Here is a 23,676-nt window from a genome sequence, read left to right as displayed (position 1 = left end):
CTCTCACACGGAGAGGGCCAGGCAGAAGGGTCTAAAGCAGAAAACTACCCCCCTAATACTTTCCTCGCGTCCCGCGTCACATTATCCATCTCATCCAGCAACTCGAGAAACTCCGGCTCCAGCTCAGATTCCGCTGTGCCCGAGCGCAGCTGCTGTTCCAGCAAATGACAAAGGCTTTTCAGACGCGGAACCCCGCTGTAGCTGCAGCTACCGTGCAGTTTATGGATCGCTTCGAGGAGATCGTCTGGGTGTTCCCCGACCAGCTGTTCTTCCACTTTGTTACGGATTTCCGGCAGGAACGCGACCAGCATTTGCAGCATTTCACGTGCCAGATCGGGTTTTCCGGCCGCCTGACGCAGCGCCAGCTGCCAGTCGAGCGTGGCGTTCGGGTTTACGCTGAACTCTGCCGGTTCTGGCGTTGCTAAAGACACTCCGGTTGCGAAGCCCGGTTTATAGCGCAGCAGCAGGCTGTGCAGCTTCTCTTCATCGATCGGTTTAGCCAGATAATCATTCATCCCGGCGCTGAGCAGTTTCTCTTTTTGCCCGGCCATGGCGTGAGCGGTCACCGCAATCACCGGCGTCTGCTGCTGATGCGGCAGCTGGCGAATCAGCTCGCAGGCGCGAATGCCGTCCATGCCCGGCATCTGAATATCCATCAGGATCAGATCGAACTGCATCTGTTTGGCCTGTTCAACCGCCTGCGGGCCGCTGGTGCACAGCTCAACGTGATGTACCTGATCCTCCAGCAATACGCCGATGAGTTTCAGGTTAGCCGGATTGTCATCCACCGCCATCACGCTCATGGGCAGCTTGTGATCGTCACTCGAGACAGGGATCGCCTGATGATTAATGCGGCAATATTCCGTCAGCGCAGGCAGCAGGCGCGTTGCGGTAAGGGGCTTTAACAGACAGGCGGCGGCACCGTCGTTTTTCAGCTCTTCCGCGTTAAGCTGCGCGTGGCACGGCAAAGCCAGGAGCAGGTAATCGGTCATCGATGCGGCCTTCGCCAGCCGCTCCTGCTGCATGGTCAGCTCACCGGTGAACGTCACGGGAATGCCCATCAGCAGAATATCGTAATGGTCGACTGCCAGCGCCGAGAACGTCGGGCTGTAAATCACCTCCAGCGGCGTGGTGCTGAGCACATCCAACGTGCTCTGCGCGGCTGCGGCGTTGGGTTCGATATAGGCCAGACGCTTACCGCGCAGGCAATCCGTCATCGGTCCGTCCGTCACCACGTTCGGGTTCAGATCGAGATTAATATGGAACCAGAAGGTTGAGCCACGATTCGGCTGGCTGTGGAAGGAGATATCGCCGCCCATCTCTTTCACCAGTTTCTGGGTGATCACCAGCCCCAGACCTGTCCCGCCGTGGCGACGCGAGATGCTGGCATCAGCCTGCCGGAACGCCTGGAACAGCCGCGACTGATCGCGCTCGGGAATACCGATGCCCGTATCGCGTATCTGCACCTCGATCTGCACTTTGTTATTGCTTATCGCCCGGCGCTCAACCAGCACATCGATGTTGCCGCTCTCGGTAAATTTGATCGCGTTGCCCACCAGGTTAGTGATCACCTGCTGCAGGCGCAGGGGATCGCCGATGACGTTATCCGGCACGTCGTTTTTGATGTTCAGCGTTAGCTCAAGGCCTTTGTCGTGGGAGGAGTGGGCCAACAGAGTGACCACCTCATCCAGCGTACTGCGCAGCGGGAAGGGGATACTTTCGAGGATGAGCTTGCCCGCTTCCAGCTTGGAGAAGTCGAGAACATCGTTGATGATCGCCAGCAGGTTATTGGCGGAACGCTCGATGGTGTGCAGGTGATCGCGCTGAGTCGGATTAAGCTCCGATTTGAGCGTCAGGCGGGTAAAGCCAATCACCCCGTTCAGCGGCGTACGCAGCTCGTGGGACATATTCGCCAGGAACTCCGATTTAATACGCGCCGCTTCCTGGGCGCGTTTCTTCGCCAGATCCAGCTCGACGTTCTGGATCTCCATCTGCTCTAAGGTTTCGCGCAGATCGGAGGTCGCCTGGTCGACGTTGTGCTGCATCTCTTCGTGATAGGCCGCCAGCGACATTGCCATCGAGTTGATGCCGTTTTTCAGCATATCCAGCTCGCCGAGCATAAACCCTTCGACGCGGCTATCGAGCTGCCCGCGACGGATACGGTCGACTGTGTTCACCATATTGCGAATCGGGCTGGTGACGTCACGCATCAATCGCCAGCCGAAAATCAGCGCAATGCCGATACAGAACAGCATCATGACGCTGGAGATGAAAATTTCTTTGTACTGTTGCAGGCGCACTGACTTGAGATCCAACTCCAGCGCCACATATCCCAGTATATTATTACTGGCCTTGGCATCTGATATGGCCGATTCATCAGGTGAATAGCTTTCCGAGATAATGGGCGTACGCAGGATCATGATGTCGCCGCGTCGCACCACGCTCAGATGGCGCGGGAAAGGCGTACCGTCGGGGATTTTAAGCTCGCCGGGATCGAGGTGAAAATTCGACGTGACAAACAGCCGGTTATTCTCGTCATAGACCGAAATGGCGCGCACGATTTCTGAATGCCGACGATGCAAAACGCTGATTAACTGGCCGAGGGAATCACGGTTTTGCAGGTTCATGCCGTATTCGCTGGAGACGGCCAACGGTTCGATGATGCTGGCTCCCGCATCTTCCAGTTGACGCTGCAAGTCATTGTAACGGTGCACAACGAAGAAGATGCTCAGCAGCAAACCGATTAAAACGGTCGGGGCGAGGATCAAAATCATCATGCGCGCGCGCAGGCTGTAGTTGGTCATGGAGTTCCGTTATGGGACAATTAGAGTCATTATGTTTATTTGAGAAAATTCTCGGCAATGGCGCAATTCTACTCTGCAAAGCGACGCGTGACGACGCGTCAGATCATAACTGTTGATGTCACCGACCTTGACCCCTTCGGCCAGGGCGTTGCGCGTCATAATGGTAAGACGGTATTTATCCCCGGATTATTACCCACTGAGCGTGCCGAAGTCACCCTGACGGAAGACAAGAACAAGTTTGCTCGCGGCAAAGTGAAGCGTCGCCTTAATGATTGCGCAGAACGTACAGCGCCACGCTGCCCGCATTATGGCGTGTGCGGCGGCTGTCAGCAGCAGCATGCCAGCGTTGCCCTGCAACAGCGCAGCAAAAGCACCGCCCTGGCACGGCTTATCAAGCATGAGGTGAACGACATCATCGCCGGCGAGCCGTGGGGCTACCGCCGTCGGGCACGTCTGAGCCTGAACTATCAACCGAAAACACAAAAGCTGGAGATGGGTTTTCGCAAGAGCAGCGCCAGTGACATTGTCGACGTGAATCAATGCCCCGTTTTGGTGCCCCGTCTTGAGGCATTGCTCCCGGACCTGCGCAACTGCCTGTCTGATCTACAGGGCGTGCGTTCGCTGGGGCATGTGGAACTGGTACTGGCCGATAACGGCCCGCTGATGGTGCTGCGTCACACGGCGCCACTTTCTGCCAAAGACCGCGAAAAACTGGAACGCTTTTCGCATTCTCACGAGCTGGCGCTTTTTCTTGCGCCACAAAGCGAGATACTTGAGCAGGTTACAGGTGAAACTCCCTGGTATCTGTCGGACGGGCTACGCTTAACGTTCAGTCCGCGCGACTTCATTCAGGTAAACGACGGCGTAAACCAGCAGATGGTCGCCACTGCAATCGCGTGGCTGGATGTTCAGCCCGGTGACCGGGTACTGGATCTGTTTTGCGGGATGGGGAATTTCACCCTACCGCTTGCAAAACGGGCGGCCAGCGTTGTCGGCGTAGAAGGCGTCGAGGCGCTGGTGGCAAAAGGGCAGGAAAATGCGCAGCGCAACGCGTTGCACAATGTGACATTTTTTCATGAAAATCTGGAAGAAGATGTCACCCGGCAGCCGTGGGCAAAGCACGGTTTCGATAAAATCCTGCTCGATCCGGCTCGCGCCGGTGCGCCTGGCGTAATGCAGCATATAATTAAACTCGCGCCAAAACGCGTGGTCTATGTTTCCTGTAACCCGGCCACGCTCGCCCGCGACAGCGAGGCTTTATTGGGCGCGGGTTACCAGATTCAGCGTCTGGCAATGCTGGACATGTTCCCGCACACTGGGCATCTGGAATCAATGGTGTTGTTCGAGCAGAACTAACGAATTTCGGCTTGTCGAATTCGACAGGCCCTTGTCCCTAAAGGAGAGGACGATGGTTGCGGTAAGAAGTGCACATCTCAATAAAGCTGGTGAGTTTGACCCACAAAAATGGATCGCAAGTCTGGGGATTTCCAGCCAGCAGTCGTGTGAACGCTTAACCGAAACCTGGGCCTATTGTCTGCGCACAACGCAGGGACATGCCGATGCCGAACTGCTGTTGTGGCGCGGCATCGAGATGGTTGAAATCCTCTCCATGCTGAACATGGATCTCGAAACGCTGCAGGCCGCGCTGCTCTTCCCGCTGGCAGATGCCGAAGTGGTGAGCGAAGACGTGCTGCGTGACAGCGTCGGTAAGCCGGTTGTGGCGCTTATTCACGGCGTGCGCGATATGGCCGCCATCCGCCAGCTAAAAGCCGCCCAGACAGATTCCGTCTCCTCGGAACAGGTAGATAACGTTCGTCGCATGCTGCTCGCGATGGTGGATGATTTCCGCTGCGTGGTGATTAAGCTTGCCGAGCGCATCGCGCACCTGCGTGAAGTAAAAGACGCGCCGGAAGATGAACGCGTGCTGGCAGCGAAAGAGTGTACCAATATCTATGCGCCCCTCGCGAACCGCTTAGGTATCGGCCAGCTGAAATGGGAGCTTGAGGATTACTGCTTCCGTTACCTGCACCCGGCAGAATACAAACGCATTGCCAAACTGCTGCACGAACGCCGTATCGATCGTGAACACTATATCGACGAGTTCGTGGGCGGATTGCGCCAGTCAATGAAAGAAGAGAACGTGCGGGCGGAGGTCTATGGTCGTCCGAAGCACATCTACAGCATCTGGCGCAAAATGCAGAAAAAACATCTCGCCTTTGACGAGCTGTTCGACGTGCGCGCAGTGCGCATCGTTGCCGATCGCCTGCAGGACTGCTACGCCGCGCTGGGGATAGTGCATACTCACTTCCGCCATCTGCCAGATGAGTTCGACGACTACGTGGCGAACCCGAAACCGAACGGTTACCAGTCGATTCATACGGTAGTGCTCGGGCCGGGCGGGAAAACGGTCGAGATTCAGATTCGTACCAAACAGATGCACGAAGACGCCGAGCTGGGCGTCGCGGCGCACTGGAAGTACAAAGAAGGCCCATCCAGCGGAACGCGCACCGGCCATGAAGACCGCATTGCTTGGCTGCGTAAGTTGATAGCGTGGCAGGAAGAGATGGCCGACTCTGGCGAAATGCTCGACGAAGTGCGCAGCCAGGTCTTCGACGATCGGGTCTATGTCTTTACACCAAAAGGCGACGTTGTCGATCTGCCTGCCGGGTCTACTCCCCTCGATTTTGCCTACCACATCCACAGCGACGTGGGGCATCGCTGCATCGGCGCGAAGATCGGCGGTCGCATCGTGCCCTTTACCTATCAGCTGCAGATGGGCGATCAGATTGAAATCATCACCCAGAAACAGCCAAACCCGAGCCGCGACTGGCTGAACCCGAACCTGGGGTATGTCACCACCAGCCGTGGACGCTCCAAAATTCACGCGTGGTTCCGTAAACAGGATCGCGACAAGAATATCCTGGCGGGCCGCCAGATCCTCGATGATGAGCTTGAGCATTTAGGCATTAGCATCAAAGAGGCGGAAAAACACCTGCTGCCGCGCTACAACTTCAATGAGCTTGATGAGCTGCTGGCGGCTATCGGCGGGGGCGATATTCGCCTCAACCAGATGGTGAACTTCCTGCAGTCTCAGTTTAACAAACCGAGCGCGGAGGAGCAGGATGCGGCGGCACTGAAGCAGCTTCAGCAGAAAACCTATACTCCGCAGCATCGCAGCAAAGACAATGGCCGCGTAGTGGTGGAGGGCGTCGGCAATCTGATGCACCATATCGCTCGCTGCTGCCAGCCGATCCCTGGCGATGATATCGTGGGCTTTATCACCCAGGGGCGCGGAATCTCCATTCACCGCTCCGACTGCGAACAGCTGGCAGAACTGCAGTCTCACGCACCAGAACGTATTGTGGATGCGGTGTGGGGCGAAAGCTATTCCGCGGGCTACTCGCTGGTGGTGCGTGTCACCGCCAACGATCGCAGCGGTTTGCTGCGCGATATCACCACCATCCTCGCCAACGAAAAGGTTAATGTCCTTGGCGTCGCCAGCCGCAGCGATACCCGCGAGCAGCTTGCGACTATCGATATGACTATCGAAATCTACAACCTGCAGGTGCTGGGCCGCGTGCTTGGTAAGCTGAATCAGGTGCCGGATGTGATTGACGCTCGACGTCTGCACGGCGGGTAAATTTACTCTTTGTTGGCCGGGTAACGCTTTGTTGTTACCCGGCTATCTTTACTTATCCTGGATGTAAAAATGAACCAACTCGACCGCCTGCTCGGCATTATGAAACGTCTGCGTGACCCGGAAAACGGCTGTCCGTGGGACAAAGAGCAGACTTTCGCCACCATCGCCCCTTATACCCTCGAAGAAACCTACGAAGTGCTGGACGCTATCTCACGCGAAGATTTTGGCGATCTGCGCGGTGAACTGGGTGATCTCCTTTTCCAGGTGGTGTTTTATGCGCAGATGGCGCAGGAAGAGGGGCGTTTTGATTTTAATGATATCTGTGCCGCCATTAGCGACAAACTCGAACGTCGCCACCCGCATATTTTTGGCGACGCGACCGCTGGCAACAGCGAAGAAGTGCTGGTCCGCTGGGAGCAGATCAAAAGCGCTGAACGCGCTGAAAAAGCACAACACTCCGCACTGGACGATATCCCATTAAGTCTGCCGTCCCTGATGCGTGCGCATAAAATTCAGAAGCGTTGCTCCGCCGTGGGCTTTGACTGGACCTCTCTTGGCCCGGTGCTCGACAAAGTGTACGAAGAGATCGACGAAGTGATGGATGAAGCTAAACAGGCGGTGGTGGATGAAGCTCGCCTGGAAGAGGAGATGGGCGATCTGCTGTTTGCCACGGTCAACCTCTCGCGCCATTTGGGCGTCAAAGCCGAAACCGCGCTGCAAAAAGCCAACCTCAAATTCGAACGTCGCTTCCGCGAAGTCGAGCGGATTGTTGCGGCACGAGGCCTGGAAATGACCGGCGTGGACCTCGATTTGATGGAAGAGGTGTGGCAGGAAGTAAAACGCCAGGAACATGATCTCTAACGGATTTTTGCGATCAAGCGCAATTTGTGTGATTTTTTAAATGACAAGCGCTTGATTTGCGTCAAAAACATTTACCCAAAAGGGGCTATTTTCTCACTCCCTATGTTTGTCAAAGCCTGAGACAGGAGACGGAGAATGAAAGTTTGTGGCGCTCGCCGTGTTCGGGTATACTACTTTCCCGTCTTGGTTATTCCATCGTTCCAACCTAACTTCTCAGGTTCAGCATGACAACGAACTATATTTTTGTGACCGGCGGGGTTGTATCCTCTCTGGGTAAAGGCATTGCCGCAGCCTCTCTCGCGGCCATTCTTGAAGCCCGTGGCCTCAATGTGACTATGATGAAACTGGATCCGTACATCAACGTCGATCCAGGCACCATGAGCCCAATCCAGCACGGCGAAGTGTTCGTTACCGAAGACGGCGCTGAAACCGATTTGGACTTAGGTCACTACGAGCGCTTCATCCGTACTAAAATGAGTCGCCGCAACAACTTCACCACGGGTCGTATCTACTCTGACGTTCTGCGTAAAGAACGCCGTGGCGATTACTTAGGCGCAACCGTTCAGGTTATCCCGCACATCACCAATGCTATTAAAGAGCGCATCATCGCAGGTGGCGAAGGCCACGACGTTGTGCTGGTTGAAATTGGCGGTACCGTGGGTGATATCGAATCTCTGCCATTCCTGGAAGCGATTCGTCAGCTGGCGGTTGATATTGGTCGTGAACACGCGCTGTTCATGCACCTGACGCTGGTGCCATACATGGCGGCAGCCGGTGAAGTGAAAACCAAACCGACGCAGCACTCCGTGAAAGAACTGCTCTCTATCGGTATCCAGCCGGATATCCTGATCTGCCGCTCCGATCGTGCCGTTCCGGCCAACGAGCGCGCGAAAATTGCATTGTTCTGTAACGTTGCTGAAAAGGCTGTGATTTCTCTGAAAGACGTCGATTCCATTTATAAAATCCCGGGCCTGTTGAAATCACAGGGTCTGGACGATTATATTTGTAAACGATTCAGCTTGAACTGTCCGGAAGCTAATCTGTCAGAATGGGAACAGGTTATCTACGAAGAAGCTAATCCGGCAGGCGAAGTGACTATCGGTATGGTCGGCAAGTACATTGAACTGCCGGATGCCTATAAGTCAGTGATTGAAGCGCTGAAACACGGTGGTCTAAAGAATCGCGTAACCGTTAACATCAAGCTGATTGATTCGCAGGATGTTGAAACCCGCGGTGTCGAAATTCTGAAAGATCTGGATGCTATTCTGATCCCTGGCGGCTTCGGCTACCGCGGTGTTGAAGGCAAGATCGCTACCGCACGCTTTGCGCGTGAAAACAATATTCCTTACCTCGGCATTTGCCTGGGTATGCAGGTTGCGTTGATCGAGTTCGCTCGTAACGTAGTCGGGATGGAAAACGCGAACTCTACGGAATTTGTGCCAGACTGTAAGTACCCTGTTGTGGCGCTTATTACAGAATGGCGTGATGAAGACGGCAACGTCGAAGTCCGTACTGAGAAGAGCGATCTGGGTGGCACGATGCGTCTTGGCGCTCAGGCTTGCCAGGTGTCTGACGATAGTCTGGTTCGCAAAATGTATGGTGCGCCAACCATCACTGAACGCCATCGTCACCGCTACGAAGTCAACAATATGCTGTTGAAACAAATCGAAGCTGCGGGTCTGCGTATCGCGGGCCGCTCCGGGGATGATCAGTTAGTCGAGATCATTGAGGTGCCAAACCATCCGTGGTTCGTCGCCTGTCAATTCCACCCGGAATTTACTTCAACGCCGCGTGACGGACATCCGCTGTTTGCAGGCTTTGTGAAAGCCGCGAGCGAATACCAGAAGCGTCAGGCGAAGTAAAAAAGTTAGAACGGCAACGCGTACCATCGGTACGCGTTGTTTGTCTGGAGTTTTAGTTTAACTTGTACTGAGGAAAATCTAATGTCCAAAATCGTTAAAGTCATCGGTCGTGAAATCATCGACTCCCGTGGTAACCCGACTGTTGAAGCCGAAGTTCACCTGGAAGGTGGTTTCGTCGGTATGGCAGCTGCTCCGTCAGGTGCTTCTACTGGTTCCCGCGAAGCGCTGGAACTGCGCGATGGCGACAAATCCCGTTTCCTGGGTAAAGGCGTAACCAAAGCTGTTGGCGCGGTTAACGGTCCTATCGCTCAGGCAATCCTTGGCAAAGACGCCAAAGACCAGGCTGGCATCGATAAAATCATGATCGACCTGGACGGTACTGAAAACAAATCTAACTTCGGTGCGAACGCAATCCTGGCTGTGTCTCTGGCTAACGCCAAAGCGGCTGCAGCGTCTAAAGGTCAGCCGCTGTATGAGCACATCGCTGAACTGAACGGCACCCCAGGCAAATACTCCATGCCAGTTCCGATGATGAACATCATCAACGGTGGTGAGCACGCGGACAACAACGTTGATATTCAGGAATTCATGATTCAGCCAGTTGGCGCGAAATCCCTGAAAGAAGCGGTTCGTATGGGTTCTGAAGTGTTCCATAACCTGGCTAAAGTTCTGAAAGCTAAAGGCATGAACACTGCTGTTGGTGACGAAGGTGGCTACGCGCCTAACCTGGGTTCTAACGCAGAAGCTCTGGCTGTTATCGCTGAAGCAGTAAAAGCAGCGGGCTACGAGCTGGGCACCGACATCACCCTGGCGATGGACTGTGCAGCATCTGAATTCTACAAAGACGGTAAATACGTTCTGGCTGGCGAAGGCAACAAAGCATTCTCCTCCGAAGAGTTCACTCACTTCCTGGAAGACCTGACCAAACAGTACCCAATCGTCTCTATCGAAGACGGTCTGGACGAATCTGACTGGGATGGTTTCGCATACCAGACTAAAGTTCTGGGCGACAAAATCCAGCTGGTTGGTGACGATCTGTTCGTAACCAACACCAAGATCCTGAAAGAAGGTATCGACAAAGGCATCGTTAACTCCATCCTGATCAAATTCAACCAGATCGGTTCTCTGACCGAAACTCTGGCTGCGATCAAAATGGCGAAAGACGCTGGCTACACTGCCGTTATCTCTCACCGTTCAGGCGAAACTGAAGACGCTACCATCGCTGACCTGGCTGTTGGTACCGCTGCAGGCCAGATCAAAACAGGTTCTATGAGCCGTTCTGATCGCGTAGCTAAATACAACCAGCTGATTCGTATCGAAGAAGCACTGGGCGAAAAAGCTCCGTACAACGGTCGTAAAGAGATCAAAGGTCAGTAATCTACTGAGCTTTCACTCTTAAGAAAAAACCCGCTTCGGCGGGTTTTTTTATGTCTGATTTACAGCAGTAAGGGGAGGGTGGCACTGGCCGTCTGCTGACTGACATCGCCATAGTGATCGTCAAGGGTAATCAGACTGGTTGCCAGCAGTTCCACCAGCAGCATCACACCCACTTTGGCATTTAACGCCCCGGCACTCAGCGGTCCTTCCGGTTTCGCTGCCACCAGCAGCATTTCGCTTATCGATGCCAGCGGGCTGCGCGGCGTGTTGCTCAGCGCCAGCACTTTGGCCCCACGTTTACGCGCCAGCTTCACCACATGCAGTAAGTCACGCGTCGAACCAGAACTTGAAATCGCCACCACCAGATCGTCCTGAGTGAGTGTCGTCGCGTTCATTGATGCCCGATGCATATCGCTGAACAGTTGCACCGGTTTCCCCAGCCGCAATAATTTGTAGTGCAGATAGTCCCCGATGATGGCGCTGGCCGCGACGCCATAAATGTAGACTGACCGCGACTGATGCAGCGCCTGCGCCGCCTTCAGTAGCACCTCTCTGTCGAGCAACTGGGCGGTATCGCGCAGCGCCTGCACCGACTCTTCCACCACCTCGTCGATCTCATCGCCTTTTCTGGCAGGTGCCTGGATCCGCTGTACATCCAGCGCCAGCGCCATTTTGAATTCCGTATATCCCTTACAGCCCAGCGCGCGGCATAAGCGCGTCACGCTCGCCTCACTGGTTTCACTTTCGCGCGCCAGTTCGGTGATCGTCAGATAAAGCACTTTCGCGGGATCGTTTAAGACGAACTCTCCCAGTTTTTGCTGAGTGGGGCTGTATCCCGAGACGCTCTGGCGCAGCCTCAGCAGCAGATTTTCATTTTCTGACATGCAAGATCCTTAATGCGTTTCTCTGGGGCTAGTGTGGCGGAAAGCGGGGGAGAGATGCCAGTCATTTTAAAAAAGTATGATCCGCTTCCCGATCTTTGGTGATAATTTTCAGTTTGTATAATTTATGTGGTAAAAATTTTCATCATTACTCGGGGGAAGTGAAAATATGATGCAGATGTTTAGTGGTGCCTCTTCAGGGGCGTGGTTCGAAAAGGCGCAGCGGTTCGGTAAATCGTTCATGCTGCCGATAGCGGTATTGCCCGCGGCGGGCTTGCTGCTGGGAATTGGCGGGGCGTTGTCCAACCCCAATACGCTGACGGCATATCCGTTCCTGGATGTCGGCTGGCTTCAGGCCATCTTTACCATCATGAGCAGCGCCGGATCGATTGTCTTTGCCAACCTCTCGGTGCTGTTTGCGGTGGGTGTTGCGGTCGGGCTGGCGAAAACGGATAAAGGCACCGCCGGGCTTGCGGCGCTGCTCGCATTCCTGGTGATGAATGCCACCATCAATGCGCTGCTGATCCTCACCGGCACGCTGGCCCATGAAAATCCCGGCGCGGTGGGACAGGGGATGACCCTCGGGATCCAGACGCTGGAAACCGGCGTCTTTGGCGGCGTGGTGATTGGCCTGGTGACCTGCACGCTACACCATCGCTTTAATAAAATCGCTCTGCCGCAGTTCCTCGGCTTCTTCGGCGGCTCCCGCTTTGTGCCGATTATTAGTTCGCTGGCGGCGATTGTGGTCGGTGCGCTGATGACGGTTGTGTGGCCTCATTTCCAGAAAATGATATTTGGACTGGGCGGGCTGGTGGACGCGACGGGTTATCTCGGCACGTTTTTGTACGGTTTTATCCTGCGCATGCTCGGCCCGTTTGGTCTGCACCATATCTTCTATCTGCCGTTCTGGACAACCGCACTGGGCGGGAGCGAAATCGTCAACGGCCAGCTGGTGGAAGGCACGCAGCGCATCTTCTTTGCGCAGCTCGCCGATCCGAATACCCAGCAGTTTTATATCGGCACCTCGCGCTTCATGTCCGGGCGCTTTATCACCATGATGTTCGGCCTGCTGGGCGCCTGTCTGGCGATGTACCACACGGCTAAACCGGAGAACAAAAAGCGCGTAGCCGGGCTTCTGCTCTCGGCGGCGTTGACCTCCTTCCTGACCGGGATCACCGAGCCGATTGAGTTCTCATTCCTGTTTGTCGCGCCGGTGTTATACGTCATCCATGCCTTCTTTGATGGGCTGGCGTTCATGATCGCTCATATTCTGCACATCACCATCGGGCAGACCTTCTCGGGCGGTTTTATCGATTTCATCCTGTTTGGCGTTCTGCAAGGCGAAGCCAAAACCCACTGGATGTACGTCCCGTTGGTCGGCGTTCCGTGGTTCTTCCTCTACTACTTCACCTTCCGTTACCTGATTAACCGTTTCCGGTTTGCCACGCCGGGCCGTGAGAAAGAGGCCGTGGTTGAGAGTGCGCTTCCACAAAGCGAACGCGCAGCGGCGGTGATTGCAGGATTAGGCGGTCGGGAAAATCTGGAAGAGGTGGACTGCTGCGCCACGCGTCTGCGCGTCACCGTGAAGGACGGCGGCAAGGTCAACGAAGCGGCGCTAAAAGCGACCGGCGCGCGCGGGGTGATTGTGCGCGGGAACGGCGTTCAGGTGATTTACGGTCCGCACGTTACCATCATTAAAAACGAAGTCGAAGAGAGTTTAGCGTAATGAAAACGATACTGGATATATTGAAAGGCAAATTGATCGTCTCCTGTCAGGCACTGGAAAATGAACCGCTGCACAGCCCGTTTATCATGTCACGCATGGCGCTGGCGGCGGCGCAGGGTGGGGCGGTCGCTATTCGAGCCAACAGCGTGGTGGATATCGCGGCAATTCAGGCGAGCGTCTCTTTATCGGTGATAGGCATCATTAAGCGTGATTATCCGGACAGTGAGGTGTTTATCACCGCCACCATGAAAGAGATCGACGAACTGATGACGGTGACACCGGAAATTATCGCCCTCGACGCCACCGCGCGCCCGCGTCCGAACGGAGAGACGTTGGCCGATCTCGTCGCACAGATTCGTGCGCGTTATCCCTCTCTGCTGCTGATGGCGGATATCGCCACCGTTGCCGAGGCCAAAACGGCGCAGGATTTGGGCTTCGACTGCGTGGGCACCACCCTTCACGGCTACACGGCGCAGACTGCAGGTCAGTCTCTGCCGGATAATGACTGCGCCTTTTTACGCGACGTCCTTGCGGCAGTTACGGTGCCGGTGGTGGCCGAAGGGAATGTCGACACGCCAGAGCGGGCCGCACGATGCCTGGCACTGGGCGCGCATACCGTGGTGGTAGGTGGTGCAATCACCCGTCCTCAGCAGATTACGGCGCGCTTTGTGGCGGCGATTGAGGCGTAAAGCACCGATCGGGCATGATACTTAGGCGGGGATCTGCGATACTTAACGTTTATCCCCTTAACTGAGATGACTATGCAGTACCCGATTAACGAGATGTTCCAGACCCTGCAAGGCGAGGGTTACTTCACCGGCGTTCCTGCTATTTTTATTCGTTTACAGGGATGCCCGGTCGGCTGTGCCTGGTGTGATACCAAACATACGTGGGATAAACTCGCAGATCGGGAAGTGTCGCTGTTTAGTATTCTGGCAAAAACCAAAGAGAGCGATAAATGGGGTGCCGGGAGTGCCGAAGATCTGCTGGCGATCATTGGCCGTCAGGGTTGGACCGCGCGCCACATCGTGATTACCGGTGGTGAACCCTGCATCCACGATTTAATGCCGCTCACGGAGCTGCTGGAGAAGAACGGCTACAGCTGCCAGATCGAAACCAGCGGTACCCATGAAGTCAGATGCTCGCACTCGACCTGGGTGACCGTATCGCCAAAAGTGAATATGCGCGGCGGATATGACGTGCTCTCTCAGGCGCTGGAGCGCGCGGATGAGATTAAACACCCGGTAGGGCGCGTGCGTGACATTGAAGCGCTGGATGAACTGCTGGCGACGCTGACGGATGAAAAGCAGCGCATTATCGCCCTGCAGCCAATCAGTCAGAAAGAGGACGCCACCCGGCTATGCATCGAAACCTGTATCGCGCGTAACTGGCGTTTGTCGATGCAGACGCATAAGTATCTGAATATTGCCTGATATAAAAAAGCCCGGATATCCGGGCTTTTTTGTCTTACTCGCCGCGATAAACGCAGCCCGCTGTACAGGTCTCTTTGATCATCACCGAGCTCAGCAGGGGAACCAGTGGCTTCATCTGATCCCAGATCCATTTCGCCAGCACTTCGCTGGTTGGATTTTCAAGCCCCGGAATATCGTTCAGGTAGAAGTGATCCAGACGATCGTAGGTCGGCTTGAAGGCGGCTTTCAGCTCGGAAAAGTCCATGATCCAGCCAGTATGCGGATCGACTTCACCGGTAATTTCAAGGCGCACCATGAACGAGTGTCCGTGCAGACGACCGCATTTATGTCCCTCAGGAACGTGCGGCAGGCGATGGGCGGCTTCGAAGATGAAATCTTTAAACAGTGTGGTGGACATCATGTGCTCTCAGTAATACGAATGCGGAAAAAACCGCCGCATAGTACCGGAAAGACCCTTTTTTAGCATTAACTAAAACGGCCGTTGTCCCGGATGAGAGATTTTCTCATCGCTTATGCTCATAAAATTTAAGAAATTCAGTGGCTTGCTTTATCGGTTTTAATGTTAAGAACCATGACTAAAAGCGGTTAGTTCTTTTGGTTATTTATTATTTCCATCCCTTCTTTAATTGTTATTATCCCCGCCGTTAACCTTATCTCTAGTTTGGTCTTTTTGCATAAATTCCGCTTTGCTACTGGAACATAACAACGCATGACAACACAGGCCCCACCTTCGAATTTGCTTCCCCTGAACCCGGAGCAACTGGCGCGCCTCCAGGCGGCCACCACCGATTTTTCACCTGTTCAGCTTGCCTGGGTCTCCGGCTATTTCTGGGGGATGCTCAATCAACAACCTGGGGCTGTTGTCACCGCAGCGCCTGCCGCCGTTGAAATCCCGGCGATTACACTTATCTCTGCTTCGCAGACCGGCAATGCCCGGCGCGTGGCGGAAGCACTGCGCGACGATCTGCTGGCCGCCCAACTGAACGTGAACCTGGTCAACGCCGGGGATTATAAATTCAAACAAATCGCGTCAGAAAAACTGTTGGTTGTGGTTGCCTCCACGCAGGGCGAAGGCGAACCGGCCGAAGAAGCGGTCGCGCTGCATAAATTCCTGTTCTCGAAAAAAGCGCCAAAACTCGATGGCACCGCGTTCGCCGTCTTTGGCCTTGGCGATACCTCGTACGAGTTCTTCTGCCAGTCCGGCAAAGATTTTGACAATAAGCTCGCGGAGCTGGGCGCTGAGCGCCTGCTGGATCGCGTCGACGCTGACGTTGAATACCAGCCTGCCGCCGCTGAATGGCGCGCACGCATTGTGGAAGTGCTGAAAGCTCGCGTGCCGAAAGACTCCCCGGCGCAGGCCGTTGCAACGGCATCGGGTGCGGTTAACCAGGTACTGACCAGCCCTTACACCAAAGAAGAACCGCTGACGGCGAGCCTGTCTGTGAACCAGAAAATCACCGGCCGCGACTCCGAAAAAGACGTGCGCCACATCGAAATCGATCTGGGTGATTCCGGTTTACGCTACCAGCCCGGCGATGCGCTCGGCGTCTGGTATCAGAACGATCCGCAACTGGTCAAAGAGCTGGTGGAGCTGCTGTGGCTGAAGGGCACTGAATCTGTCACCGTGGACGGCAAATCCCTGCCGCTCTCCGAGGCGCTGCAGTGGCACTTTGAACTGACGGTCAATACCGCCAATATCGTTGAGAACTACGCCACGCTGACGCGCAGCGAAACCCTGCTGCCTTTAGTGGGTGATAAAGCCAAACTGCAGCAGTACGCCGCGACCACGCCGATTGTGGATATGGTACGTTTCGCGCCCGCGCAGCTGGATGCAGAGGCGCTCATCGGCCTGCTGCGTCCGCTGACGCCGCGCCTCTACTCGATCGCCTCGTCACAGGCCGAAGTGGAAAGCGAAGTGCACATCACCGTCGGCGCGGTGCGTTATGAAATCGAAGGCCGCGCCCGCGCGGGTGGGGCATCCAGTTTCCTCGCCGATCGCGTGGAAGAAGAGGGTGAAGTGCGGGTGTTCATTGAGCACAACGACAACTTCCGCCTCCCGGCCAACCCGGAAACGCCGGTGATCATGATTGGTCCTGGCACCGGCATCGCCCCGTTCCGCGCCTTCCTTCAGCAGCGCGCGGCAGATGAAGCGCCGGGCAAAAACTGGCTGTTCTTCGGCAATCCGCACTTTACCGAAGATTTCCTTTACCAGGTTGAATGGCAACGTTACGTCAAAGAGGGCGTGCTGAACCGTATCGATCTGGCCTGGTCCCGTGACCAGCAACAAAAAATATACGTACAAGACAAACTGCGCGAACAGGGCGCAGAGCTGTGGCGCTGGATCAATGACGGTGCCCATCTTTATGTCTGTGGCGACGCAAATCGCATGGCGAAAGACGTCGAGCAGGCTTTGCTGGAAGTGATTGCCGAATTCGGTGGTATGGATGCCGAAACGGCGGACGAATTTTTAAGTGAGCTGCGCGTAGAGCGCCGTTATCAGCGAGATGTCTACTAATGAGCGAAAAACACCCTGGCCCACTGGTGGTCGAAGGCAAACTGACGGACGCCGAGCGCATGAAGGTAGAGAGCAACTACCTGCGCGGCACCATTGCCGAAGATTTAAATGACGGTCTGACCGGCGGTTTCAACGGCGACAACTTCCTGCTGATCCGCTTCCACGGCATGTACCAGCAGGACGACCGCGATATTCGCGCCGAGCGTGCTGAGCAAAAGCTGGAGCCGCGTCATGCGATGCTTCTGCGCTGTCGTCTGCCGGGGGGGGTTATCACCACCAGGCAGTGGCAGGCCATTGATAAGTTCGCCCATGACAACACGATTTACGGCAGCATTCGTCTGACCAACCGTCAGACCTTCCAGTTCCACGGCATTCTGAAGAAGAACGTGAAGCCGGTTCACCAGATGCTGCACTCCGTAGGCCTGGACGCGCTGGCGACCGCCAACGACATGAACCGTAACGTGCTTTGCACCTCGAACCCGTTCGAGTCTGAGCTGCATGCGGAAGCTTACGAATGGGCGAAAAAGATCTCTGAGCATCTGCTGCCGCGCACCCGCGCCTATGCGGAGATCTGGCTCGATCAGGAAAAGGTCGCGACCACTGACGAGGAGCCGATCCTCGGCCAGACCTATCTGCCACGTAAATTCAAAACGACCGTAGTGATCCCGCCGCAGAACGATATCGATCTTCACGCCAACGACATGAACTTCGTGGCGATTGCCGAGAACGGAAAACTGGTGGGCTTTAACCTGCTGGTGGGCGGTGGTCTGTCGATTGAACACGGCAACAAGAAAACCTACGCCCGCACGGCGAGCGAGTTTGGTTATCTGCCGCTGGAGCACACCCTGGCGGTGGCGGAAGCGGTAGTCACGACCCAGCGCGACTGGGGCAACCGTACGGATCGTAAAAACGCGAAGACCAAATACACCCTTGAGCGCGTCGGCGTTGAGACGTTTAAAGCGGAAGTGGAGCGTCGCGCAGGGATCAAATTTGAGCCAATCCGCCCGTATGAGTTCACCGGTCGTGGCGATCGCATCGGCTGGGTAAAAGGTATCGACAATAAATGGCACCTGACGCTGTTTATCGAGAATGGCCGTATTCTGGATTATCCAGGCCGTCCGCTGAAAACCGGTTTGCTGGAAATTGCTAAGATCCATAAAGGCGAGTTCCGCATCACCGCGAACCAGAACCTGATCATTGCCGGCGTGCCGGAGAGTCAGAAAGCGAAGATCGAGAAGCTGGCGCGTGAGCATACGCTGATGGATGCGGTTAAACCGCAGCGTGAAAACTCAATGGCCTGCGTCTCCTTCCCGACCTGTCCGCTGGCGATGGCTGAGGCCGAACGCTTCCTGCCCTCTTTCACCGACAAAGTGGAAGCGGTGCTGGAGAAACACGGCATCGGGGACGAGCACATTGTGATGCGAGTGACGGGTTGCCCGAACGGTTGTGGCCGCGCGATGCTGGCGGAGCTGGGGCTGGTAGGTAAAGCGCCGGGCCGCTACAACGTCCATCTTGGCGGGAACCGCAGCGGGACGCGCATTCCGCGTATGTATCGCGAAAACATTACCGAGCCAGAAATTCTCGATTCCATCGATGAACTGGTCGGACGCTGGGCGAAAGAGCGCGAAGCGGGTGAAGGCTTCGGCGACTTTACGGTACGCGCGGGCATTATTCGCCCGGTGCTCGATCCAGCGCGAGATTTCTGGGAGTAATCCTGATCGCCCGGTGGCGCGCGCCTGATAAGCGAAGCGCCATGAGGCAAGGCAAACAGTGAGGAACTTATGTCCAGACTCGATCTAAACGCCCTAAACGATCTGCCCAAAGTGGAACGTATCCTGGCGCTGGCGGAAACGAACGCCATGCTTGAAAAACGCGATGCGCAGGGCCGTGTCGCGTGGGCGCTGGAAAATTTGCCAGGCGACTATGTGCTCTCGTCGAGCTTTGGCATTCAGGCGGCGGTGAGTTTGCATCTGGTGAATCAGATCCGCCCGGACATTCCGGTGATCCTCACCGATACCGGCTATCTGTTTCAGGAAACCTATCAGTTTATTGATGAGCTGACGGATAAACTCCAGCTGAATCTTAAGGTCTATCGCGCGGAGCAGAGCGCAGCGTGGCAGGAAGCGCGCTACGGCAAACTGTGGGAGCAGGGTGTTGAGGGCATTGAGAAATACAATGAGATCAACAAAGTTGAGCCGATGAACCGGGCGCTCAGCGAGCTGAATGCGAAAACCTGGTTTGCCGGTCTGCGCCGCGAACAGTCCGGCAGCCGGGCCAGTCTGCCGGTACTTGGGATCCAGCGCGGCGTATTTAAAGTCTTGCCGATTATCGACTGGGATAACCGCACCGTTTATCAGTATCTGCAGCAGCACGGGCTGAAATACCATCCCCTGTGGGATCAGGGCTACCTGTCGGTGGGCGACACCCACACCACGCGCAAATGGGAGCCAGGAATGGCGGAAGAAGAGACGCGATTCTTTGGGCTTAAACGTGAGTGCGGGTTGCACGAAGGCTGATTCACCGGTCCGCTGTCATATGCCTCTGCTTGTCACGAGCAGGGGCTTTTTTTATTGCGAGACGCATTCCCTAAAGGATGACTGCGTACAGAGGAGACGCAAGAATCCTTATAAATAGCTGCTAAAGAGGATTGTTACTGACTTATTTCTCCACGCAGACGTCTGATATCACGTTGCGGCGACTCACTAAACTCCCTGCTGTACTCGCGGCTAAACGGGGACGAACTCTCATAGCCCACTTTTACCGCCGCGCCCCCTTATGCCTGAAACATAAAAAAACCCGCTCAAGGCGGGTTTTTTTATCACGTTAACTTATCTGCTCAGGCTGATGCCGTCATCGCTGTCGTAAGTATTCGTGTCATTATCAGCTATTACAGCGTGATAACGTTGGCAGCTGCAGGACCTTTGGCACCATTCTCAATTGAGAACTCAACCTTCTGCCCTTCATCTAGTGTTTTGTAATCGTTGCTCTGGATAGCAGAAAAATGTACGAATACATCTTTGCTACCGTCTTCTGGCGAAATGAAGCCGAAGCCTTTTTCAGAGTTAAACCATTTTACTAAACCAGTCATTTTATTAGACATATTTACTTCCTTAAATTTTCTTGAGCCACACGCGGTGGCAAACATGGCCTGCTTGCAGATGAGGACTTATTGGGCACTTAGGAGGAGGCTCATGCAGAAGAGTATCTAAGGAACACGCTTGAAATGAGGACTGCTTTACTAAAACTGCTTTCATAAGGTCTGTATGCCAAACCGATGACGCATAGTGGGCGCATATGACTTGATAAGCAAGATTATTTTTGTCAGCAATCTGTTGGGGAAATTTACAATTCAAAGGGGGAGTAGACTTAAAAGCCCTGACCATTGCAGTCAGGGCTTTTAAGGTACTACAGTCTTCAGATTTAACATTAATGGGCTTAATAAAGTGATACTGCTATTTATACTGCTTTAAAATGTACCCGTTCACTTCAGATAATTTTGGGCATTAATACTAAAAAGCCTCCCACTATTTATTGTACCAATCTACCGACAACGTCCGCTTCACGTCCTGAAACATTCGACACGTTTTATGGCTTAAGTAGGGGCGGTTTTCGTGCTTCGAGCGCCAGCAACTCTTTCTCTTCATCGTAACGGCTTGTGATCGTCCAGCAGCGGTAAATGACTCTTTTCAGGCATAACATCCTCGGGAGAGTGTAGGAAGGGTGTTAATTCATCAAAGTTATTGCTGAGGCAGAAAAGTAAGCAACCAGGTGAATGGAAGATACGGTTGCAGAATTGATTTTTTAGACAGGCAGGAAACGAAAAGAGCCCGTACATCACATGGACTCTTTCTTTAGTGCCTCGGCTATTCTGTCCAGCTTTTTTGGGGGCAGTATATGACCTCTTGCCCCCATTCTTTCGCTTTCCGTTTACGCTTTACCCGCTTTCGTTAACTCTTTCACCAGCGGCAGCATCACTTTCACCACGTCACGGCTGCGGTGCTCAATGCGCTGAGGCAGCACTTTATCAATGTGCTGCTGGTTATCCAGTCTCACATCGTGCCAGCTGGTGCCATCCGGGAAGGCTTTCGATTTAGCGCGCTGCTGATAGCCGTTTTTGTCCCCTAAGTTCCAGTTCGTCGCCTCGACGTACAACACGGGAATACCCGCTTTATCAAACACTTCACCGTCGCTACAGCAGCCGGTGCCTTTTGGGTAAGCCGGATTACGTCCAGGATTGACTGCCGCCAGAATACCGTGGCTGCGGGCAATGGCCAGCGCGCGATCGCGCGTCAGTTTGCGTACAGAGTTGGGGGTGCTTTTGCCGCTGTTGAAATAGAGCTTATCGCCGACGATGAGATTATCGAGATTGATCACCAGCAGGGTATTTTTCTTTTCCGCCGCGCTCATGCGGTTGAGCAGGTTCTCCGCCCCGAGTTTGCCTTCCTCTTCGCCGCTGGTGGCGACAAAGCGAATCCCGTACTGGGTCGGAACATCTTTCATGCGTTCGGCCAGCTCCAGCATCACGCCAAGGCCTGCCGCATTATCGTCGATACCCTGAAGGGTCAGGCCGCCGAGATTATTATCAATGTCCGCATCGCTCTGGGGGGCGAAGGTATCGAGATGCGCCATAATAATAATTTGCTGCGCCGATTTGCCTTCGTGGGCCGCGATAACCGTACTGCCGGTCACGTTATGCCAGTTTTTGCTGTTATTGCGCGACGTAAAAATGTAGCGGCTGTGGAAGGCCCGAATGTCGTTCTGGTAGCCCATCTGTGCAAACTGCTGGCGCAGATAGTCTGCCGACAGCATCTCTGCAGGCGTGCCTGTCATTCGTCCTGGAAATACCGTGGCAATATGGCGCGCCTGAGTGGATGCGATTTCACCCAAAGGTTGAGTGGTGGCCTGAGCCGGGAGGATACAGCAAACGCCGATCGCCAGGGCAGCGATACGGTGGCGCATTGCGCAAAACATAGTGAGTCCTTAAAAAATCGAACAAAATTTTAACCTGCCTAGTATGAAACTGTGACGGCGCTTACACAATTTCATTTGCTCTTAAATGCCCGTTATTTCGCAGGTTAAGCACTTTTTGATATTAGCTTTCTCAACTCGTTATTCCATTGAGTAACTACTCATTCCAATTCGTAATTTCATTCACTCTAAGCCGCCCCCTATAGTCCCACTATTCCTGTTGTTGAGACGAGTTACCGCATCGTGGACTATCTGCCGCTGTTTGCTTTATTGAAAGACCGTCCGGTGCTGGTTGTCGGGACGGGCGAAATCGCCGATCGCAAAATCGCTTTTTTACAGCGGGCCGGCGCGCAGGTGCAGATTGTTACGGCGTCAGAATTCGATGAGTCACAGCTGGATCAGGTGGTGCTGGCCATCGCGGCGACGGACGATCCGGCGCTGAACCGTCGGGTGTTTGAGGCGGCCAATGCCCGTCATCGGCTGGTGAACGTGGTGGACGATCAGCCCTTGTGCTCGTTTATCTTCCCGTCCATTGTCGATCGTTCGCCGCTGCTGATTGCAATCTCATCCGGCGGCAACGCGCCCGTGCTGGCGCGTATGCTGCGAGAAAAGCTGGAAGCGTTATTACCTGTAAGCCTCGGGCGTATGGCTGAAGTGGCGGGGGGCTTTCGTGAACGACTGAAAGCGTTCCGTACCACCACCGCCGATCGCCGTCGTTTTTGGGAGAAAGCCTTTCGCGGGCGTTTTGCCAGCCTGATGGCGGCGGGAAACGAACAGGCCGCCAAACGCGAGCTGGAGGACTCCCTTCACGCTTCACATCAGCAGCAGGGCGAAATTATTTTAGTCGGTGCCGGGCCGGGTGACGCCGGGCTGCTGACGCTGCGCGGTCTGCAGGTTATTCAGCAGGCCGACGTGGTCTTTTACGATCATCTGGTAAGCGACGAGGTGCGTGAGCTTATCCGTCGCGATGCCGAGCAGATCTGCGTCGGCAAACGCGCGGGCGAACACTCAGTGCCGCAGCATGAGACCAATCAGATGCTGATTGATGCCGCGAAAGCCGGGAAATCCGTGGTACGCCTCAAAGGCGGCGACCCGTTTATTTTCGGGCGCGGCGGCGAAGAGTTGCAGGCAGCCGCGCAGGCGGGCGTGCCGTTTCAGGTGGTCCCGGGTATCACGGCGGCATCGGCGGTCACCGCCTACGCCGGTATCCCGCTCACTCACCGTGATTATGCCCAGAGCGTCACCTTCGTTACCGGACACTACAAAGCAGACAGCGTGCCGTTTGACTGGGCCCAGCTGGCGCAAAGCCGTCAGACGCTGGCGATCTACATGGGCACTCTGAAAGCCGCTGACATCAGCGAACAGTTAATTCGTCATGGGCGCGATAAAGCGACGCCGGTGGCGGTGATTTCACGCGGGACACGCGTCGACCAGCACGTCGCGACCGGAACCTTACAACAACTTGCAAACCTGGCGAAAAATGCCCCCATGCCCGCCCTGATTGTGGTGGGAGAGGTGGTGGAGCTACATCAGACGCTCGCCTGGTTTCAACACAACCAACAGCAGGAGGGATTCAACTCTTCTGTGGTGAATCTGGCTTAAGGAATGG

Annotated in this window: 17 protein-coding genes and 1 pseudogene; 12 read left to right on the top strand and 6 right to left on the bottom strand. The window is 54.9% G+C overall.

Features of this window, described 5'->3' with window-relative positions; translation table 11 throughout:
• Positions 1 to 44: 44 nt before the first annotated feature.
• Positions 45 to 2,804: a two-component sensor histidine kinase BarA gene (barA, locus tag ABIE11_RS12225; protein ID WP_123428662.1), complete on the bottom strand. Its 2,760-nt coding sequence runs from the start codon at positions 2,802 to 2,804 to the stop codon at positions 45 to 47.
• 57 nt (positions 2,805 to 2,861) lie between these two features.
• On the opposite strand from barA, the gene rlmD reads away from it, so the two are divergent.
• The 5 genes from rlmD to eno all read left to right on the top strand — a co-directional run bounded on the left by rlmD (position 2,862) and on the right by eno (position 10,544).
• On the top strand, positions 2,862 to 4,160 hold the full coding sequence (gene rlmD / locus ABIE11_RS12220) for a 23S rRNA (uracil(1939)-C(5))-methyltransferase RlmD (protein ID WP_429184585.1): 1,299 nt from the start codon (positions 2,862 to 2,864) through the stop codon (positions 4,158 to 4,160).
• Positions 4,161 to 4,212: 52 nt separating this feature from the next.
• Positions 4,213 to 6,444, top strand: coding sequence for a GTP diphosphokinase (gene relA, locus ABIE11_RS12215; protein WP_102104651.1), 2,232 nt, complete (start codon positions 4,213 to 4,215; stop codon positions 6,442 to 6,444).
• A gap of 69 nt (positions 6,445 to 6,513) precedes the next feature.
• Positions 6,514 to 7,305 (top strand): nucleoside triphosphate pyrophosphohydrolase, encoded by a 792-nt coding sequence (gene mazG / locus ABIE11_RS12210; protein ID WP_429184584.1) that lies wholly within the window; start codon positions 6,514 to 6,516, stop codon positions 7,303 to 7,305.
• 224 nt (positions 7,306 to 7,529) lie between these two features.
• Complete coding sequence (gene pyrG / locus ABIE11_RS12205; RefSeq protein WP_095283160.1) at positions 7,530 to 9,167, top strand: glutamine hydrolyzing CTP synthase; 1,638 nt, start codon at positions 7,530 to 7,532, stop codon at positions 9,165 to 9,167.
• A gap of 81 nt (positions 9,168 to 9,248) precedes the next feature.
• Entirely contained in the window at positions 9,249 to 10,544 is a 1,296-nt protein-coding gene (gene eno / locus ABIE11_RS12200) for a phosphopyruvate hydratase (protein ID WP_100779120.1), read from the top strand.
• Positions 10,545 to 10,603: 59 nt separating this feature from the next.
• On the opposite strand, the gene ABIE11_RS12195 is transcribed toward eno, so the two are convergent.
• On the bottom strand, positions 10,604 to 11,428 hold the full coding sequence (locus ABIE11_RS12195; protein WP_107702933.1) for a MurR/RpiR family transcriptional regulator: 825 nt from the start codon (positions 11,426 to 11,428) through the stop codon (positions 10,604 to 10,606).
• Positions 11,429 to 11,594: 166 nt separating this feature from the next.
• Here ABIE11_RS12195 and ABIE11_RS12190 point away from each other — a divergent pair, with 166 nt between their 5' ends.
• The 3 genes from ABIE11_RS12190 (at position 11,595) to queE (ending at position 14,584) form a co-directional block, all read left to right on the top strand.
• Positions 11,595 to 13,151: a PTS transporter subunit EIIC gene (locus ABIE11_RS12190; protein ID WP_102105453.1), complete on the top strand. Its 1,557-nt coding sequence runs from the start codon at positions 11,595 to 11,597 to the stop codon at positions 13,149 to 13,151.
• Complete coding sequence (locus ABIE11_RS12185) at positions 13,151 to 13,840, top strand: N-acetylmannosamine-6-phosphate 2-epimerase (RefSeq protein ID WP_429184583.1); 690 nt, start codon at positions 13,151 to 13,153, stop codon at positions 13,838 to 13,840. The genes ABIE11_RS12190 and ABIE11_RS12185 overlap by 1 nt, the downstream gene beginning before the upstream one ends.
• 72 nt (positions 13,841 to 13,912) lie before the next feature.
• Positions 13,913 to 14,584, top strand: coding sequence for a 7-carboxy-7-deazaguanine synthase QueE (gene queE / locus ABIE11_RS12180; protein WP_102105451.1), 672 nt, complete (start codon positions 13,913 to 13,915; stop codon positions 14,582 to 14,584).
• A 34-nt stretch (positions 14,585 to 14,618) separates the two neighbouring features.
• Here queE and queD read toward each other — a convergent pair whose 3' ends face one another.
• Positions 14,619 to 14,984, bottom strand: a complete 366-nt coding sequence (queD, locus tag ABIE11_RS12175; RefSeq protein WP_429184582.1) for a 6-carboxytetrahydropterin synthase QueD — start codon at positions 14,982 to 14,984, stop codon at positions 14,619 to 14,621.
• Positions 14,985 to 15,293: 309 nt separating this feature from the next.
• Here queD and cysJ point away from each other — a divergent pair, with 309 nt between their 5' ends.
• The 3 genes from cysJ to cysH all read left to right on the top strand — a co-directional run bounded on the left by cysJ (position 15,294) and on the right by cysH (position 19,615).
• Positions 15,294 to 17,099, top strand: coding sequence for an NADPH-dependent assimilatory sulfite reductase flavoprotein subunit (gene cysJ, locus ABIE11_RS12170; protein ID WP_429184581.1), 1,806 nt, complete (start codon positions 15,294 to 15,296; stop codon positions 17,097 to 17,099).
• The gene (gene cysI / locus ABIE11_RS12165; RefSeq protein WP_100779127.1) at positions 17,099 to 18,811 is read left to right on the top strand and encodes an assimilatory sulfite reductase (NADPH) hemoprotein subunit; all 1,713 of its coding nucleotides are present in this window, start codon (positions 17,099 to 17,101) and stop codon (positions 18,809 to 18,811) included. The genes cysJ and cysI overlap by 1 nt, the downstream gene beginning before the upstream one ends.
• A 69-nt stretch (positions 18,812 to 18,880) precedes the next feature.
• Positions 18,881 to 19,615, top strand: a complete 735-nt coding sequence (gene cysH, locus ABIE11_RS12160) for a phosphoadenosine phosphosulfate reductase (RefSeq protein WP_409255794.1) — start codon at positions 18,881 to 18,883, stop codon at positions 19,613 to 19,615.
• A 134-nt stretch (positions 19,616 to 19,749) separates the two neighbouring features.
• On the opposite strand, the pseudogene ABIE11_RS12155 reads toward cysH, so the two are convergent.
• From ABIE11_RS12155 to ABIE11_RS12145, 3 genes and pseudogenes are all read right to left on the bottom strand, one after another.
• Positions 19,750 to 19,866 (bottom strand): annotated as a pseudogene (locus tag ABIE11_RS12155) (AraC family transcriptional regulator); the annotation flags it as partial.
• Positions 19,867 to 19,986: 120 nt separating this feature from the next.
• Positions 19,987 to 20,199 carry a cold shock protein CspG gene (gene cspG, locus ABIE11_RS12150; RefSeq protein WP_100779129.1) on the bottom strand — a complete coding sequence of 71 codons (213 nt, stop codon included), beginning with the start codon at positions 20,197 to 20,199 and terminating at the stop codon, positions 19,987 to 19,989.
• 827 nt (positions 20,200 to 21,026) lie between these two features.
• Complete coding sequence (locus tag ABIE11_RS12145; RefSeq protein ID WP_100779130.1) at positions 21,027 to 22,070, bottom strand: aminopeptidase; 1,044 nt, start codon at positions 22,068 to 22,070, stop codon at positions 21,027 to 21,029.
• 240 nt (positions 22,071 to 22,310) lie between these two features.
• Between ABIE11_RS12145 and cysG the strand changes: the two genes are divergently transcribed.
• Positions 22,311 to 23,669 carry a siroheme synthase CysG gene (gene cysG / locus ABIE11_RS12140; protein WP_312156648.1) on the top strand — a complete coding sequence of 453 codons (1,359 nt, stop codon included), beginning with the start codon at positions 22,311 to 22,313 and terminating at the stop codon, positions 23,667 to 23,669.
• Positions 23,670 to 23,676: the final 7 nt, after the last annotated feature.

This window comes from Lelliottia sp. 489 (genome assembly GCF_050435885.1).
Lineage (GTDB): Bacteria > Pseudomonadota > Gammaproteobacteria > Enterobacterales > Enterobacteriaceae > Enterobacter > Enterobacter nimipressuralis.
The sequence above is the reverse complement of the archived record's forward strand: the minus strand, read 5'-3'. Positions and strand labels throughout refer to the sequence as shown.

Coding starts and splice junctions, on each gene's coding strand:
- barA (WP_123428662.1), bottom strand. CDS start 2,804: ATGACCAACTACAGCCTGCGCGCGCGCATGATGATTTTGATCCTCGCC.
- rlmD (WP_429184585.1), top strand. CDS start 2,862: ATGGCGCAATTCTACTCTGCAAAGCGACGCGTGACGACGCGTCAGATC.
- relA (WP_102104651.1), top strand. CDS start 4,213: ATGGTTGCGGTAAGAAGTGCACATCTCAATAAAGCTGGTGAGTTTGAC.
- mazG (WP_429184584.1), top strand. CDS start 6,514: ATGAACCAACTCGACCGCCTGCTCGGCATTATGAAACGTCTGCGTGAC.
- pyrG (WP_095283160.1), top strand. CDS start 7,530: ATGACAACGAACTATATTTTTGTGACCGGCGGGGTTGTATCCTCTCTG.
- eno (WP_100779120.1), top strand. CDS start 9,249: ATGTCCAAAATCGTTAAAGTCATCGGTCGTGAAATCATCGACTCCCGT.
- ABIE11_RS12195 (WP_107702933.1), bottom strand. CDS start 11,428: ATGTCAGAAAATGAAAATCTGCTGCTGAGGCTGCGCCAGAGCGTCTCG.
- ABIE11_RS12190 (WP_102105453.1), top strand. CDS start 11,595: ATGATGCAGATGTTTAGTGGTGCCTCTTCAGGGGCGTGGTTCGAAAAG.
- ABIE11_RS12185 (WP_429184583.1), top strand. CDS start 13,151: ATGAAAACGATACTGGATATATTGAAAGGCAAATTGATCGTCTCCTGT.
- queE (WP_102105451.1), top strand. CDS start 13,913: ATGCAGTACCCGATTAACGAGATGTTCCAGACCCTGCAAGGCGAGGGT.
- queD (WP_429184582.1), bottom strand. CDS start 14,984: ATGATGTCCACCACACTGTTTAAAGATTTCATCTTCGAAGCCGCCCAT.
- cysJ (WP_429184581.1), top strand. CDS start 15,294: ATGACAACACAGGCCCCACCTTCGAATTTGCTTCCCCTGAACCCGGAG.
- cysI (WP_100779127.1), top strand. CDS start 17,099: ATGAGCGAAAAACACCCTGGCCCACTGGTGGTCGAAGGCAAACTGACG.
- cysH (WP_409255794.1), top strand. CDS start 18,881: ATGTCCAGACTCGATCTAAACGCCCTAAACGATCTGCCCAAAGTGGAA.
- cspG (WP_100779129.1), bottom strand. CDS start 20,199: ATGTCTAATAAAATGACTGGTTTAGTAAAATGGTTTAACTCTGAAAAA.
- ABIE11_RS12145 (WP_100779130.1), bottom strand. CDS start 22,070: ATGTTTTGCGCAATGCGCCACCGTATCGCTGCCCTGGCGATCGGCGTT.